Here is a 17685-nt window from a genome sequence, read left to right on the forward strand (position 1 = left end):
TTCCCTTAATATAGTTTTTGAGGTTTATGAAAGTAGTAACCTTGTGAGTAGTCTATTCCCATCTGTTTTATTATTTCAAAAATCTCTTTTGTCTCAACAAACTCTGCAACAGTTTTTATATTTTCTTTTTTAGAAAATAAAATTATTGACTCTACAACATGACGACTAAGATTATCATCTTTAATATTTTTTATTAATGAACCATCTATTTTTAAAAAATCAGGTTGAAAATCTAACAATCTTTTAAAGTTTGAGTATCCTGCACCAAAATCATCAATTGATATTTTTACATCTCCTAACATTTTTGCAAGTGAGATAAAATCTTTTATTAAATCAAAATCATTTATATTCTCATCTTCTAAAAGCTCAAATGTAACTCTACTTTTATACTCTTTTTTTGTTATTAATTCTAAAAGAATATTTCTAATTTCTTGATTTTCAATATCAGTAGCTGATAAATTGATACTAATATCTTTATTTGTATAACTTAAAGCTTTAAAAGAGTTATTTATTACATTTTTTGTAATACTTGTATAGTAGCCAGTTTTTTTAGATAGCTCTAAAAAATGATATGGAGTTAAAATCTCTTCTTTTTTATTTTTTAATCTTACTAGTGATTCATATTTAACAATTTTATTTGTTTTATTATCAACAATACCTTGAAAATATGATTCAAACTTACTATTATCAAAAGCTAATGCATCTTTAATCATTTGAATTGTTCTTAATTTTTTTCTAGCTTCAATTTGGCTTCTTCTGTAAAAATTATTTGCATAAACTATGTTTATGTTATTTTCTATAGCATATTTTATACCCATAATAACATCATCATAGATATGTTTTTTTTCTGTTGAATAACTAAAAGATACTTCAATATCATAAATATTGCTTCTAAATTCAATTCCCTTTTCTTTTATATTTTTAATAACTTCATTTAAACAAATATCAATATATGAAGATTTTATCTCATGGTTTTTTAAAAATGCAAATAATCCATTTCCAAGATTATAGACTTTTTTTAGTTGACTATAATCTGGAAAATAGTCTAAAGATTTTTTGGCAAATTCATCTTCAAACTTATTCATAATTGATTCTGAATAGAACTCTTTAAATAGGTTATAATTTGCTATTTCAAGCAGAATTAAAACTGGATTTTTCATATATTTCAAATCATCAAAAAGTTGTTTTTTGGGATTCATAATATCAGTAATATCATGTCTTACTCCAATTATCTCTTTTACTTTTCCATTTATATCTAAAATAGGAGAAATTGTTGCATCAACATAATATGCACTACCATCTTTTTTTTTATTTTTGATTATATTTTTATAAGTTTTTTTCTCTTTTATATGTTTCCACATATCTTTAAATACAGATGGATCAACATCAGGATGTCTTACTATTGTATGCTTTTTACCTAGTAACTCCTCTTTTGTATATCCTGAAATATCTATAAATTGCTGATTTGCATAAGTTATTATGCCTTTTGAATCTGTTTTACTTACAATATCACTTTCATTAAGAACTCTTTTATACTCTTCTAACTCTTTTGCTTTTTTTTGTATTTCTTGTATTTGTTTTGAGTGTTGTATATGTAAATCTGCTTTTAATAAAATCTCTTCAATAACAAAAGGTTTTCTAATAAAATCTATTGCTCCATATTTTAAAGCATTTGAATAGTCTTGTTTATTTTGACTTGATGATAAAACAAGAATAGGTATATTTTTTAATGAACTATTTTTCTTTACTATTTTTATAAATTCAATTCCACTAATATTTGGCATTTCTAAATCAGAAAAAATTAAATCAATTCTTTTTTTTTGTAAAATATTTATAGCATCTTTTACATCTTTTGCTAAAAAAATAGTATAATTTTTGACACTAAGTATTGATTTCATACTATTTCTTATAAAACTAGAATCATCAACAATTAAAATAGAGTTTTTAATATTTTTATTTATTTTTTTAATAAGATTATCAATATCATAAGCAAGTTCTTTTAAGCAAGTTTTTTTTGAAAAACATTCAATTATTCCATTTTGAAATAGTAGTTCTCTTTTTTCATCATGTTTTTCTAAACTTAATAAAATAGTTTTTGTTTGTATATTTTTTTGATTATTTATTATTTTTGCTAATTCTTTATCAAAAAATGAAGCATCACAAATAATAAAATCATAAGAATTTTCTTCCAATGCTTTTTTTACTTTTTTAAAATCAACTATACTATCAATTTTATAATTTTTTTTATTTAGAAGTAGGGACAGTGTATCATTTATAGCAACTAAGCTTTCAATTAAAAGAATTTTTTTTGACAAAGTAAAGAACCTTTATTGTAAAATTATTTTATTTTACAATAAAGTTTCTAAAAAGTGTTAATTTTATATAAATATTGTAGTTTAAGATAAGTTCTCAAAGTTTTCATACTCTTCATCATAAAAGCATCCAAGTTGGCAATGTGTAACTTTTATATCTGAGTTTTTAATAGTTGAACCAACTTTTTTAAGTGTAGAACCTTTATTTTGAGCCTCTTTCCATGCTATTTCACATTCTACTTTTTTATTATCTTTTGTATTTTGACTTAGTGCATTATAAATATTATCATGTTTTTCTGAGAATTTTAATTTTCCAAATACTCCTAATTCACAATTTGTTATTTCAATGTTCATAGCTTTTGCGATGGCTGCCATATCTTTTGGTTTCATACCAATTAATCTCGCAACTTTAAAAGCTTTTAAACAAGATAATTTTCCATCTTCATCTAAATTAGTTAATAATAATTCTGTTTGTGTTTTATCTAATTTCTTCATACTTTCCTCAATATAGGACAATTTAAAAATACTACGAATATATATTCATTTTTTCATTATATATACTATTTATTTATGTTCTACTTTTTTATCTATATTTGAAAACTATTTCTTAAAGATGTTAAGAAACTTAACATAATAGCTATTAAAAGAGTGATTTATAATAAATAAAAAAAGAGGTGAGAAGCCTCTTTTTAATAAAAAATTCATATTATTTATCAAGGAGATAATATACTGTGATTGGTCAGTATATTTGTAATGAAATCTTATCTAGTCAATATTAATGAAATATTACTAAATATTAATGAATTATTAATATTTAGTTTTTAAAACTATACTATTTAGAGTTTAGAAAAAGGTCTAAATAGTATAAGTAATCTTGGAAGAAGAAGCAATGCTGATGCTAAAATTGTTGCCATAACTACAACTGTTAATATTCCAAAATAGATTGTTGGAATAAGGTTTGATAAAACTAAAATTGAAAATCCTACCATTACAGCTATTGAAGTATAAAGCATTGCAAAACCAATTGATCTATGTGATCTTTGCATTGCATTTATATAATTGTGATCTTTTTTAAACTCTTCTTTAAATCTATGAATATAGTGAATTGTATCATCTACTCCAATTCCTATTGAAATAGCTGCAATTGTAATAGTCATAATATCAAGTGGTATTTTTAACCATCCCATAATTCCAAAAATAATTGAAATAGGAACAATATTTGCTAATATTGCAATTGTTGCAATAGTAAATGATCTAAACAAAATTAAAAACATTATAAATAAAGTTAAAATTACAAAGCCTAAAGTCTTTACTTGTGAATCAAAAAGTGATTGAAGCATATTGTTGTATAAAACCATAAGGTTAGATAGTTTTATCTCTACACTTTCATCTTTTATGATAGTTTTTAAATCATTTTTTATTTTCTTTAATAACTCATCTCTTCTTAAACTCTCATCTGAATCAATTATTCTTAAAGTAACTCTTGCTTGATCTTTTTGTATATTTATATATGGATCTAAAATCAAAGATTTGTACTCTTTTGGAAGATTATTATATAAAAGAGCTAATTTAAAAGAGTCTAGCTCTTTATTGTCATTTAAAACTTTTCCTACTTTTAGCATTGTTGCTAAAGATTGTACTTTCCCTACATGTTCTAAACTATTCAAATAATCATGTACTTTTGTAATAATATTCATTCTATGATTTGTAAACCAATATTGTGCTTCATTTGCTGAAGTGTTAAATTCATCTTCAAAAGAAGCAAACATATCATCATTTTCTTGCTTAACTTGTTTTTGTTCTTCTTTTGTTATTAGATTAAAATCAATTATTACATCCAAAGGAGTAGTCCCACCTAACTTTTGGTCAATTACTTTCATACTTTGATAAATCTCAGTATCTTTTTTAAAGTATGAGATAAAGCTATTTTCTACTAAAAGTAAAGAAGCGCCTGTTAATGAAAAAGCAATTAATATAACACTTGCTATTAAAACTTTATTCCCTTTATATTTTACAATTTTTATGCAAAATTCAATAAAATGTAAGTTACTCTCAAAGCTTTTATTTACAACTGTTTTATTTAATAGTATTAAAACTGCTGGAAAAACTAAAAAAGCAATTAATAAAGAGATTGCAATACCTGCACTCATCATCCAACCTAGATTCATAACAGGTTGAATATTTGATAATAAAAGTGAACTAAATCCAGCTATTGTTGTAATAATTGCAAAAAAAGATGGACTTAGTTTTGAAAGCATAGTATTTAAAACTAATTTACTTTGAGAAGAGTTTTTATAAATAGAGCTTAGTTCTCTATATCTTACAATTAAATGTAGTACAATAGATATTGTAATAATTAATTGTAATGAAATGAAATTAGATGAAATAACAGTTACTTCCCATGCAAAAATTCCTAGCATACCACTTGTAGCAATTACAGATAAAGTACAAATTAATACAGATAAAGCAACCCATCTAAACTGTCTAAAAATTATCCATAATATAGCAATAAGAAGTAAAATTAAAGTAGAACCATATATTAATAAGTCATTTTTAACAAAACTAATAATATCAGTGGCAATCATATTAACACCACCTAAAAACAGTGTTCCTTTATCTTTATAATTATTTAGTACATCTCTAATATTTTCAATATATTGTGCTGTTGCATCTCTTTGCATATCTCTATATGCTTTAAATTCAAGAGTTATTTCTTCTAGTTTTTTTAGCTCTTGTTTAGAAGCTTTATTACTATTTTTTAATTTAAGTAAAGAGTTTCTTTGTTCAACCAAGTTATAAAACTTTTCATCTCTTTTTAAATTAACTACAATTGCAGTTGTTTTAAAATCACTACTAACTAAGCTATTTTTATATAAAGGTGAATTTAAAAACTCTTTTTTTACTAGTTTTTTATCAAAATCTTTACTATTTTCTATAGTTTTTACTTCATCAACTAAGTCTTGTATAGATCTTGTAGGAGATTGTAATAAAGGTACATTTAAAACAGATGTAATACTTTGTGTAAAAGAGAGCTTTTTTATATCTTCACTTAAGTTTTTAATAGTACTTAAACTTGTATTAGAAAGAATATCACTATTTGGAGTAAATGTAACAACTAAGATATCTTGTGTTTCATAGTTTTTAGAAACTTCTCTTGAAAAAGCTAAATCTTTGTCATTTTCTAAAAGCAAAGTTTCAGCAGAAGCATCTATTTCTAACTTTGTTGCAAAGTATCCTAAAAAACAGACTATCAAAAAAACTGATAGTATTATTTTTTTAGGATTTTTAAATAAAAAATTTGTATAAAATTTTTTTATCATGCTTGCTTATTTTTATTATTTAAGTACTCAATTAAGTCATCAATTGATTTATCTTTTAAATATTGTGAAAATTGATTTCTATATGTTTGAATAATACTAACTTCTGCAATGCTAACATCATAAATATACCATTGCTTATTTCTTTTATTTTCATATAATTTATAATCAATAGCAAAGTTCTCTTTTTCTCCTATTAAAAGAGTTTTTAAAACCAATCTTGTTTTTAACTCTTCTAATTTATCGATTTTTATCTCTTGGTCATGGTATAAATCAAGTTTATCAATATATGAATCTTTTAGTCTATTCTCAAATGCTTTTGAAAAGTTCGCTCTTTGCTCATTTGTGATACTTTTCCACTGTTTTCCAAGAGATAACATAGCCATTATTTTATAATCAAATGAACTATCCATTACCTTAATGATTTGTTCACCTTTTTTCTTTTTATTAAGTTCTTTATTTTTTAATATATCAATAACTTTGTAAATATTTTCAGTCATATTCTCTTTTATGCTATCTTTTGGCATAGCAAAAGCAAAGTTAATTAAACATGCAATTATTAATAGCTTTTTTAACATTTTATTCCTTTATTTGCTTTTCTCTTTGTTTTCTATGTAAATCTTTTAAGTATGGATATAAATCAATGGCATCTTTTCTTATTTTGTCATACACTTCTGCTTTAAAAGATGAGTCATTTACTACTTTAAATGTTCTAAGTCCTATTGATTCTTCTGTTGAATCACTCAAGTAAAATGAACTATCACCTTTTTTCAAAGGGTTTGCATAATCATCAACAAAAAAAGCAAAAGTATCCCTTAGATTTGATGGGCCAAAAATTGGTAAAACAATATGAAAACCTTCGCCAACTCCCCAAGTAGCAAGAGTTTGACCAAAATCTTCATCATGGTGCTTTATCTCAAAGTTATTCTCTTTTGCAACATCTATTAATCCAGCAATTCCAAATGTTGTATTTAATAAAAACATTTGTAACTCTTCCCATGAATTTTGAAACTTAAATTGTAAAAGATTATTTATAAATCTAATTGGAAAACCTAAGTTTGTAAAAAAGTTAGACACCCCTGTTCTTATTGTTGGGTGAACAACATCTTGATATGTCAAAATAACAGGTTTTGATATATAAACATAAAAGCTATCATTAAAAGAAGTCATTGCTCTGTTGTATCCACTTAATGGATCAAACTCATCTTTTTTGTAACCTTTGTTTTCAAACTCACTTGAAATATCATCAAAAGCCATATATGTTTCATCTGTTGATAAATTATTATTTTGTTCTATTTGCTTCGCATTACAGGAATATAGCAATGAAAGCATTAATATTAATACTACCTTTTTCAATTTTGTTTTCCTTGTGTTGTGTGTGGATGAGATTATATAAAAAAATTGTAAAAAATTAGGTAAAATAAAAAAATTGATTTGCTAATTATTCATTTTGTTTAAAATTGTAATAAGTTGCATAGGATCAACTTGAATAGAGTTTACTCTTGCACTAAAGTGTAAATGTGGTCCTGTAACTCTTCCTGTATTGCCACTAAGACCTATAATTTCACCTTTTTTTACTTTTTGATTTTTCTTAAAATTCATTTTACTTAAGTGATAATAACAAGTATATACTCCATGTCCATGATCAATAATAATAGAATTACCTGCATAAAATCTATGTTTTGCAAGTACAACTATCCCATCATTTGCAGCTTTAATTGGTGTTCCAATACTTGCTCTAAAGTCTGTTCCACTATGATAACTTTTGATTTTGTTATTATAAACTCTTTTTGTACCAAATTCACTTGTGATTTTTGTATTTAAAGGATAAATAAAATCACTATTCCAAAGAAGCTTTGTTGTTACACTATTGTATATATCCATAGCCTCTTTATACTCTTTTTTTGTTCTTTGCTGGTTTTTTTTACTTAAAGAGACTTTTGAGCTTTTTACATTAATAACTTCACTTTTATATTTTCCATTTTTTAATATTAAAGAAGTTGATTTAAACTCTTTTTGATTGTTTTTTTTATAAGAAACTATTATTTTGTATGGTTTAATATCTTTATAATAAGATATGGGAATTAAAGCATAAAATTTATTTTTTTTAAAAGGATTTTTAAAAAAGTCTATATTTGTTTTTTCTTTATTTAAAACAGTTAACTTTGGCTCTTTTATATTTTTTGCATCAAGATACAAAAGTGCTGTTTGAGCATTTGTTATTTCACTGTTTTTAAAATATAGTTTTATATCTTCACTATTAGCAAAGTTTATAAACATTAAAGTTGTTAAAAGTAGTAGTTTTTTTATCATAAAATAAATTATATCTAAACTAATTAAAATAATATTTAATTAATTTAACTATCTAAAGTGAAAAAAAGTTTATAATTGCCAATAATTACATATTTATTACAAACTTGGTATAATCTGCAAAAAATAAAATATTGGAGTAATTTATGGGTAGAGCCTTTGAATATAGAAAAGCAGCCAAAATGAAAAGATGGGGGAATATGTCAAGAGTTTTCCCAAAACTAGCTAAGGCAATTGAAATTGCAGCAAAAGCTGGTGGTGGTGATCCTGAAATGAACCCTGTTTTAAGAACAGCTATTCTTAATGCAAAAGCACAAAATTTACCAAAAGCAAATATTGAAGCAGCTATTAAAAGAGCAACAGGAAAAGATGCAAAAAACTATACTGATGTTAATTTTGAGGGTAAAGGTCCTCATGGAGTATTAATTTTTGTAGAGTGCGCTACAGATAACAATACAAGAACTGTTGCAAATGTAAAAATGCATTTTAATAAAAATGGTGGACAAGTAGTTCCTACTGGTTCATTGGAGTTTATGTTTGATAGAAAAGCAATTTTTGAGTTTGATAAAACAGAAGATATGGATCTTGAAGAACTAGAATTAGAATTAATTGATTCAGGTCTTGAAGAGCTTGAAGAAGAAGATGGTTTATGTATTGCTTTTGCAGACTATACTGATTTTGGAAATATGAATACAAAATTTGAAGAGCTTGGAATTGAGCTTAAAAAAGCTGAATTAAAAAGAATTTCAAATAATCCTCAAGAGTTCAATGAAGAACAACAAGAAGAGATTGGTAAATTACTTGAAAAGCTTGAAGATGACGATGATGTTCAAGCAGTATTTACAAATATGGCATAAAACAGATATTCTGTTTTATGCTTCATTATCTTTAATCCATTGTTTTATTTCATCTTTTAAAATCTCATAATTATTAGAAATATTACTTAAAAATTCATCACTAATTGTTTCTTTCTCTTTTATTTTATTTTCAAACTCCTCAAACTCTTTTGCACTTTCATATGCTCCTAAGGTTCCAAGTAGACCTTTTAGTGTATGTACTTGATTTAATAACTCTTCAATATCATTCTCTTTTAAAAGTATTGAAAGTTTTGTTATGTCATTTTCTCTTTTTTCAATAAAGCTTTTTAAAAAGTCTTTGTAAAACTCTTTTTGATTCATCATCTTATCTAAGGCTGTTTTAGTATCAAGTAAGCTTTTTGAACTTGTATTATCCAAACTTTTTTTATCTATCTTTTCTTCAATTGACTTTTTACTTAGTATTTTGTTTATTTTTTCTTTTAATATTTTTACATCAAATGGTTTTCCTATATGATCAACCATTCCATAAGATAAACATTTTTTAACATCACTATCTAAAGCATTTGCTGTCATAGCAATGATTGGTAATGTATTGCATTTTAAATGCTCTTTAATAGTTTTTGTTGCACTATACCCATCCATTATTGGCATATGAATATCCATCAAAATCAAATCATAATAACTACAAGAGTGCTTATTGATAAGCTCAACAGCTTCATATCCATTGTTTGCTATTTCAATATGTTTTACTTCATCTTTTAGAAAATTAATCGCAAGTTCTTGATTAATCTCATTGTCTTCAACTAAAAGTATTCTTGCATCTATTATTTTTTCATTATTGTTTGTAATATGTTCAAATCTATTTTCTATCTCTTCTAGTTGTTTCTTTTTTGGAATATTTGCTTTAATTGTAAAGAAAAAAGTTGTTCCTTTATTTTCTTGGCTTTCAAAGTCAATCTCTCCTTTAAGTAATTCTACTAAATTTTTAGAAATAACCAAGCCTAATCCTGTTCCTCCAAACTCTTTTGAAATAGAGTTATCTTCTTGTGAAAAAGATTTAAAGAGTTTACTTTGATTATTTTTTGATATACCTTTTCCTGTATCAGCAATAAGAAATTTCAAAGTAATCTCTTTATTTGTTTGTTCTATAAGCTTTATTTCAATTTTTACATAACCTTTTTTTGTAAACTTAATAGCATTATTGATTAAATTTGTAAGTATTTGAGATAATCTTAACTCATCACTTAAAATATATTCTGGTATCTCCTCATCTTGCACTATAATTAAATCTATATTTTTTTGTTTTGCCATATGTGAAAATAGATCATTGATATTGCTTACACATTTTCTTAAATTTACAGGTGCAATAGAAACATCAAGTTTCCCTGCTTCTATTTTAGAAAAATCTAAAATATCATTTATAATTCTAAGAAGCATATTTGCAGAAGCTTTTGCTTTTATTAAAAACTCTTTTGATGTTTGAGTATCACTATTTATTTTTTCTAGTGCTAGGGTCGTCATACCAATTATTCCATTCATTGGAGTTCTAATTTCATGACTCATATTAGCAAGAAATTCACTTTTTGCTTTATTTGCTTTTTGTGCTTGTTTTTTTGCAGTTATCAACTCTTTTTCTATTTTCTTTCTTTTTTGTATCTCTGCTTTTAATTTTCTATTCCAAAATATAATAAAACTAATTATTAAAAAAGAGGCAAATGCTATTTTATAAACTAAATTGTAATCTACTTTTTCTTCAAACTCTACAGAAATCCATTTATCATAAATACTTTTCAACTCTTTTTGTGTAAATGATTCAACTGCTTTATTAAAAATTACATTTAAAGTAGGTTCATCTTTTCTTGTTCCAAAAGATAGTTTTGTCTCTTGTTCAAGTTTTCCAGCAATTTTTATTTCAAAATCACCTTCTTTTTGAAGTTGATAACTAATACTTCCCAATGAATCTATATAACCAAAAACTTTTTTATTTCTAACTTGAGTTATTCCATCTTTTATTGTTTGTACATGTACAATATTAATATCTGGATAATCTCTTTTTATCATCTCTTCATAAGCATAGCCCTCAATAATTGCTATTGATTTATTTGATAAATCTTTTATACTATCAATAAAAAGTTCATTATTTCTTGTTGCAATAACAATTGTTTGTGTAATATATGGTTTCGTAAAGTTTAAATATTCTCTTCTTTCTTGGGTATTTTCCACAACTGGTAAAATGTCACATTTTTTTTCTTTTATTGCATTTAATGACTCTTTCCAATTTTTTGTTTCATATAACTTTACTTTTAAGTTTATTCTTTTTTTAATTATTTCCATAATATCTTTTGTAATACCTATATGTTTTCCATTTTCAATACTTTCATATGGCATAGCATCAGGTAAAATACACATTTTTATCTCACCTTTTTTTGAAAGGTAATTCTCTTCTTCTTTTGTTAAAAAAATTGTTTCATTTGATTTTAATTTTACATTATCACCTTTTATAATGAAACTTTCTTGAGGTAAAAGCTCTTTATTTATATTAAAAGTTTCAATTAGCCTTTCATCAAACATAAACTTTGTAGTATTTTTAGTTGAGATTTCTATTTCATCTGCTTTTTTACCAAGTAAAATAGAGTGGGCAATATTAGCAGCTTCCAAGCCTTGTGAAAATGCACTTAAAAGTTTTCCTCCTATTATTCCATCACCAAGTAAAAAATCCCAAGCTGCATAAATAGGTAGTTTTGTTAATCTTGAAATATTTTTTATTGATTCATTTGTATTAAAATATTCTCCGTTTTTATCTTTAAAAAATTGAACATAAAAGATTATAGTATCTTTATTTAATGACTCAATTTTTTGGAATAACTCATCTTTTGATAAAGCTTTAGGAATAATTAGATTAACTCTGTTTTTATAATCATTTTTAATTTTTAATAATCGCTTTTCAATTAGTTTACCTGTTGTTAATTGATCATTTATTACAAAAATATTTTTAGTATTTGGATGTAATTTTAATGCAATATCTAAAGTACTCCTTATATCTAGTTCTTCTTTAATTCCCGTTATATTTGATTTGTTTTTTAACATTGATTTGTCAAAATTATTTATTCCTGTAAAAACTATTGGTATTTCTGAATTAAAGATTTCATCTTTATACTCTATTATAAAGTCCAATGCATTATTATCAGAAGCAATAATCAAATCAAAATTAGAGTTTTTATATCTATATTGATAGTTGTTTTTTAAAAGCTCTAAATACTTTTTATCAAACTCTCTTTTTGTATCCATATATTCAATACTAATACTAACATTTGAATCATCTGGAAATAAAGCTTTAATTCCTGCTGTTATATTTTCTGTCCATTTATAACCTGCATGATATGAGTGTAAAAGTAAAATTTTCTTTGGATTTTTATATTGTATTTTTGAATATCCACTTGTAGTTAAAATCTTTGTTCTAATCTTATTTTCTAGTGTTTCTTTATTGTACTCTATTTTATTAATAAAACTATCAATAAACCATTTTTGATTTAAAGTAATTCTTTCTTGATAAGTTAAAGAGTTCATAGCTTTATCAAAAATATCTCTTAAAATAGGCCAATCTTTTCTAACACCTATTCTTTCAAAAAATCTATTTTCTCCATCTACTTTTGCAACACCTTGAAAATAAACATTTGAAATACCATATTTAGAGATTATATTTTTTAAAATAGGTCCTAAATTAATTGTTGCATCTGCTAATCCAGTAGATACAGCTTGAATTGTTTCAATTGCGGTGTCTAGTAGAATTATTTTTATTTTTGGATAATTTTCCTTTAAAATTTCTTCTTGCCACGAACCCTTAACAACTGCAACAGTTCTATTGTCTAAGTCACTTAATTTTTTAAATATATTTGCTTTTTGATTTGAATAAATGGCATTTGAGATATTTATAATAGGGTTTTTAGTAAATACTGCATACTCTTTTCTATTTGGAGTTTCAACTAGGTTTGATATTACATCTATTTGCTTATTTTTAAGCATTTTTATAAAGCTATTCCAATTTTGTGCTTGAACAAACTCTATTTTTAAGCCTACTTTTTTTGCTAATAACCTAATTAGGTCATTTGAATAACCTTTTATTTCACCATATTCACTATAATTAAAAGGTTCCCAGCTCATTTCTGCATGAACTTTTATGTGGTGATTTTCCTTTAGCCATTGAAGCTCTTTTGTTGATAAATCAATCATCGAATTATATTTTAAATTTTCTGCAAACAAAAAATTTGTATAAACAATTATAATAAGTAGTTTGTAAAATATATTCATAATCAAACCTTTTTACGTTTATATCAAAACTATAGCTAAAAATTAAATAAATGTGAAGAGGTGCTATTAAACTATAATTTATTATTTAGATTGATTTAATTTACTAATTATTTTTTTTATATTTTTTATTCTATTTTCTGAACTTGGGTGTGTTGATAAAAACTCAAAATTATCTTTTTTCCCTTTACTCATATTTTCCCAAAACTTTACTGCTTCACTTAAATCATATCCAGCTTTATGCATAAGATAAATACCTATTTCATCAGCTTCACTCTCTTGCATTCTTCCATAAGGCATAAGTACACCATATTGAGCACCTACACCATACGCAATATTAAAGGTTTTTGTATATTGAGGTGCTTGGCTTCCTAAGACTATATTTCCAATTACTTGAACACCTTGCGATAACATTCCAGCACTAACTCTTTCAGCGCCATGCCTTGCAAGAGCATGTGCAATCTCATGGGAAATAACAGTTGCTAGTTGTGAGTCATTTTCAGCAATTTTTAAAATACCTGTGTATACTACAACTTTTCCGCCAGGAAGACAAAATGCATTTTTTGCTTTATTTTCAATTAAATTAAACTCCCAGTTATAATCTTTTTTTGTAACTTCTGCAATCTTTTTGCCAATATCTTTTACTCTTTTTGAATCTTTTGTATTTTTTATTACTTTTGATTCTTTTAGTGTTTTTTCATAACTTTGTTCACCCAAGGCTAATTCTTGTTGTGTTGAAATTAATATCATTTGATCTCTATTTGTATAAGGTGCTTTATGTGTACAAGCAATAAAAACAAAAGTTGAAATAATTAGTAAAAAAATGTGTTTAATCTGCATAGTATTTCCTTTATTCATATAATTTTAGCAAAAAGAAAATAATTTTAAGGAAATTATTGTAAAATTTTTTAAATTAGGAGAGAAGATTGCATATACAACAAACTAAAGGAAATTTACTAGGCTTGATTACAATAAGCTTATGGTCTTGTCTTGCACTATTTACAGTTTATTCTGGAGAAATTCCACCTTTTGAACTTTTAACTATATCTTTTTTTGTGGCTTCTTTAATTGGAATAGCTATGTTGAAAAAACAAAAAAGAGCCTTTAAAGAGCTTTTTAAAATACCATTAAAAGCTTATTTTATAGGAGTAGTTGGTTTGTTTGGATATCATTTATTTTACTTTTTAGCCATTAAAAATGCTCCTGCTGTTGAAGCTAATTTAATAAACTATTTATGGCCATTGCTTATTGTACTTTTTTCTGCACTTTTGCCAAATGAAAAGCTAAAATGGTTTCATATTCTTGGAACACTTCTAGCTTTATGTGGAGCTTTTTTATTAGTTTTAAAAGATGGAAGCTTACAGTTTGATACTAAATATGCTTTAGGTTACTCTTTTGCATTAATTTGTGCACTTTTATGGTCAAGTTATTCTGTAATCTCAAAAACTTTAACTCATATTCCAACTTTTGCAGTTACAGGTTTTTGTATATTAACTGCTTTTTTCTCTGCAATTGCACATTTAAGTTTTGAACAGATTTATATACCAACATTTTTTGAACTTTTTGCTGCAATAATGTTAGGTCTTGGACCTGTTGGAGGAGCATTTTATTTATGGGATTTTGCTTTGAAAAATGGTGATATAAAAATATTGGGTTCACTTGCTTATTTAGCACCACTTCTTTCAACTTTAATTTTAGTTTTTGTAGGTATTTCAAAAATGACAATAACTATTGCAATTGCTTGTGTTTTAATTGTTTTGGGTTCCCTAGTAAGCTCAAAACAGTATCTAAAAATATTTAAAAATTTAATATTTAAAGCTTGATAACATATACTCCCTCAAAATCAACACAAACTTTATCATCTTGTAATAGTTGAGATTTTATTCTAATTGAAGCACTTTTTTTATCTTTAAGTTTTCTTTTTAAAGTTTGTAGTTGCTCTTTTGATGGTAAAATAGTTTTACAGTAAAGTTCTTTTGTTACAGGAGCTCTATATGCTGTATCACTTTTTATTACTGCAATCATACAATCTTTATTAAAACCTAAATCAACAACACTTAAATAACAAGCACTCCATGCAGAAATAGTTACTAAAGTACTTAAACTTCCTGCAAAACCTGTCTGCTTATCATTTATGTTTTGCTCAATTGGTGCAGTAGTTATTAAACAATTGTTTTTAATCTCTTTTATATCAATTTGCATAAATTTAGTAAGTGGTATTTGTGAATGGAGTTTATATTTTAAAGCTTCTAAGTCCAAATCTTCTCCTTTTTAAGAGCAAATTTTATCATTTATAAGCTTTTTAATATATTTCAAGTAAAAAAATTTAATCTTTTTTCATATGCAAAAAGTAGTTTTTCTTCTTCTTTTTTTGTAATTACACCAGTTTTATTTGCTTCTTTTATTACTTCATCAAAAAAACCTTTTTTTATTGTTTTGTGATTAATAGCATATATAATTCTTTCTTCTAAATCTTTGCACTCATCTTGAAGTTTTAAAGCTTCTTCTAATTGAAAAAGAATTGTTTTATTATCTTTAAAAAATGCTTTTGATTTGCAAATCTCATCTAGATTTTTTCCATTATTAATAAATTTTATTATTTTTGTATTAATTTTATTATTTGGTTTTAGTGCATATGGATTTAACCTAATAAAAGGAAGTAGTATTTTTAAAGTTGGAATCTCTTGAAAAATAGTCTCTTTAATTTTTTGAATTTGATAAAAACCATATTGACAAATGTAATCTACTAAAATTTTATAATTAGAAGAAGGCTCATTCTCATACTCTTTAATTATTAACTTAAGTAAATCTATCCAAGAAAAAATATCTATAAGTTTTTCATTGATTAAAGTTGTTTTTTTCTTATTAAGTAGTGAAGAGAATTTTAATAAAGCAGTAAAATTCGTGCTTGCCCAAATTAGATTTTTTTTATATTTTTTAAATCCTTTATCTACTTTTATAAAGTATCCTCTTGTTAAAAAAAATATAAAAGACTTTATGTTTACATTGATACTTGATGATATATAATCTAGAAGAATTTCATCTATAATTACAATACTTTTATTTTTTATTAAAATATATTCAAACTCAAAATTGCTTCTATTTAAGCTGTTTGAATAATCAATAAACTCATAAACTCTTTTTTTAATTTTTTTAAATTTGCAATTATTTAAAATATCTATAGAGTTATTTGCAATTTCTTTAAAATTTTTAGAAATAGAAAAATTTATAATGTGATTGAAAAAATCAATATCTGTATTGTTTTTATTTTTTGATAAAATATTATCTTTTAAATTACTCAATAAGTATGTAAAAGATATATTTTGAACTATTTTCTTTTCAATCTCCTTACTATCTTTTTTACTTATACCAAGCTCATTTTTTAAATTGGTATATGAATTAATAACTTTTGAAATTGTTTTACTTTGACCTATACATAAACTTAAGAATGAGAGTTTTTTATTGAAAATCAATGAATTAATAAAAAGGTTTGTATCTTTATTAAAAGAACTACTTTTTATAATATCTCTTTCATCTATTATCAAATATTTTGAACTATTTTGGTTTTTTATATCCTGCTTATTTATAAGTGCAAATGTAATATTTTTGTTTTTATTCTCTGTGATTAAGTGTTCACAATCATTTAAATTAAAAGCAATCATAACTAATGTTGTCATACTACTTATACTGTAATCTTCAAAGCTAAACTCTATTTTGATTTTCAAATTTTTATTTGTATCTTTAAAAACTTCACCTTTTATATTAGTTTTTGTAAAAATAAATTCAATTACCTCTTCTTTTTTCGCTATTTTTGGAAGATAATAATCTTTTTGTTTTTTTGTACCATATTCCAATATTATAGTAGTTGCATTTAATGAGTTTATTATAATTTCATTTATTTTTAAAGATGAAGAATGAAAAGCAATTTTTTCAATTACTTTTAAATATGAAAAAAAGCTAAAACCTAAACCGCCATATTGTTTAGGAATAGATAAATCTAAAAAATTTTTATTTTTAAAAAAAGCTAAAAAATCATCATTTAATTTATCATTGTCAAATATAAAAAGTTCTTCAATCTGATTATCTAAAAAATCTTTTTCTTCTTTTGTAAGCTTAATAGTTTTATCTGTATTGAAAAAATTTGCAGAAAAACTATTTTCATTTAAATAGTATATATTGTTATAAATTTTAAAATCTATTTCATTGTTTTTTAAATATTTTAAAAAAATATCTATTATAAAGTTTTGTCTAAAATTTCTATTTAGAGTAAATATTGTAAAAAGAGTAAAAAATATCCAAAAATATACTCCTACGTCAAAAAATATAGTTGAGTATATAGCTATAAATAAAAGCCATAAAACAAAAGGATAAGAATAAAAACCAAAAATCATAAGAATAATTATAAAAAATAGTATTTCCACAATAATACTCCTATTTTAAAAAGATTATGAAAATCTTACAATTTTACAATAGCTTACAAGTAGCAAAAACAATTTATTAGAAAAAAATATTAATTTATATTTAAAATATTAATTTCAAAAATCAAAAGCAAATGTACAATAATTGTACATCTGTCTATTTTAGAATATTTTCTGAAACTTAGTTATAGGTAAAAAAAAAGAT

The 17685-nt window shown here is 24.2% G+C and carries 12 protein-coding genes; 2 read left to right on the forward strand and 10 right to left on the reverse strand.

The window, feature by feature from the left end:
• Positions 1 to 5 precede the first annotated feature (5 nt).
• From ACAN_RS05645 to pgp3, 6 genes are all read right to left on the reverse strand, one after another.
• Positions 6 to 2315: an EAL domain-containing protein gene (locus ACAN_RS05645; protein WP_099334153.1), complete on the reverse strand. Its 2310-nt coding sequence runs from the start codon at positions 2313 to 2315 to the stop codon at positions 6 to 8.
• Between the two features lie 81 nt (positions 2316 to 2396).
• The gene (locus tag ACAN_RS05650; RefSeq protein WP_099334154.1) at positions 2397 to 2807 is read right to left on the reverse strand and encodes a ModE family transcriptional regulator; all 411 of its coding nucleotides are present in this window, start codon (positions 2805 to 2807) and stop codon (positions 2397 to 2399) included.
• Between the two features lie 341 nt (positions 2808 to 3148).
• A complete protein-coding gene (locus ACAN_RS05655) occupies positions 3149 to 5632 on the reverse strand; it encodes an efflux RND transporter permease subunit (RefSeq protein WP_099334155.1) in 2484 nt (827 codons plus the stop codon).
• Positions 5629 to 6207 (reverse strand): MlaC/ttg2D family ABC transporter substrate-binding protein, encoded by a 579-nt coding sequence (locus tag ACAN_RS05660; RefSeq protein ID WP_099334156.1) that lies wholly within the window; start codon positions 6205 to 6207, stop codon positions 5629 to 5631. Before ACAN_RS05660 ends, ACAN_RS05655 begins: the two co-directional genes overlap by 4 nt.
• Before the next feature lies 1 nt (position 6208).
• Entirely contained in the window at positions 6209 to 6985 is a 777-nt protein-coding gene (locus ACAN_RS05665; protein ID WP_099334157.1) for an MlaA family lipoprotein, read from the reverse strand.
• An 81-nt stretch (positions 6986 to 7066) separates the two neighbouring features.
• A complete protein-coding gene (pgp3, locus tag ACAN_RS05670; protein WP_099334158.1) occupies positions 7067 to 7942 on the reverse strand; it encodes a peptidoglycan metallopeptidase Pgp3 in 876 nt (291 codons plus the stop codon).
• Positions 7943 to 8085: 143 nt separating this feature from the next.
• Here pgp3 and ACAN_RS05675 point away from each other — a divergent pair, with 143 nt between their 5' ends.
• Complete coding sequence (locus ACAN_RS05675) at positions 8086 to 8796, forward strand: YebC/PmpR family DNA-binding transcriptional regulator (RefSeq protein WP_099334159.1); 711 nt, start codon at positions 8086 to 8088, stop codon at positions 8794 to 8796.
• A 15-nt stretch (positions 8797 to 8811) separates the two neighbouring features.
• On the opposite strand, the gene ACAN_RS05680 is transcribed toward ACAN_RS05675, so the two are convergent.
• Together ACAN_RS05680 and ACAN_RS05685 are read right to left on the reverse strand one after the other, a co-directional pair.
• Entirely contained in the window at positions 8812 to 13065 is a 4254-nt protein-coding gene (locus ACAN_RS05680; protein WP_099334160.1) for an ABC transporter substrate binding protein, read from the reverse strand.
• A gap of 81 nt (positions 13066 to 13146) precedes the next feature.
• Positions 13147 to 13902 (reverse strand): M48 family metallopeptidase, encoded by a 756-nt coding sequence (locus ACAN_RS05685; RefSeq protein WP_228150624.1) that lies wholly within the window; start codon positions 13900 to 13902, stop codon positions 13147 to 13149.
• Positions 13903 to 13988: 86 nt separating this feature from the next.
• Between ACAN_RS05685 and yddG the strand changes: the two genes are divergently transcribed.
• On the forward strand, positions 13989 to 14885 hold the full coding sequence (gene yddG, locus ACAN_RS05690) for an aromatic amino acid exporter YddG (protein WP_228150625.1): 897 nt from the start codon (positions 13989 to 13991) through the stop codon (positions 14883 to 14885).
• On the opposite strand, the gene ACAN_RS05695 is transcribed toward yddG, so the two are convergent.
• A complete protein-coding gene (locus ACAN_RS05695; protein ID WP_079577203.1) occupies positions 14875 to 15321 on the reverse strand; it encodes a YiiD C-terminal domain-containing protein in 447 nt (148 codons plus the stop codon). The genes yddG and ACAN_RS05695 overlap by 11 nt on opposite strands.
• Positions 15322 to 15374: 53 nt before the next feature.
• On the reverse strand, positions 15375 to 17483 hold the full coding sequence (locus tag ACAN_RS05700; protein ID WP_099334161.1) for an acyl-CoA dehydrogenase domain-containing protein: 2109 nt from the start codon (positions 17481 to 17483) through the stop codon (positions 15375 to 15377).
• Positions 17484 to 17685 lie beyond the last annotated feature (202 nt).

Source organism: Malaciobacter canalis, from assembly GCF_008000835.1.
Classification (GTDB): domain Bacteria; phylum Campylobacterota; class Campylobacteria; order Campylobacterales; family Arcobacteraceae; genus Malaciobacter; species Malaciobacter canalis.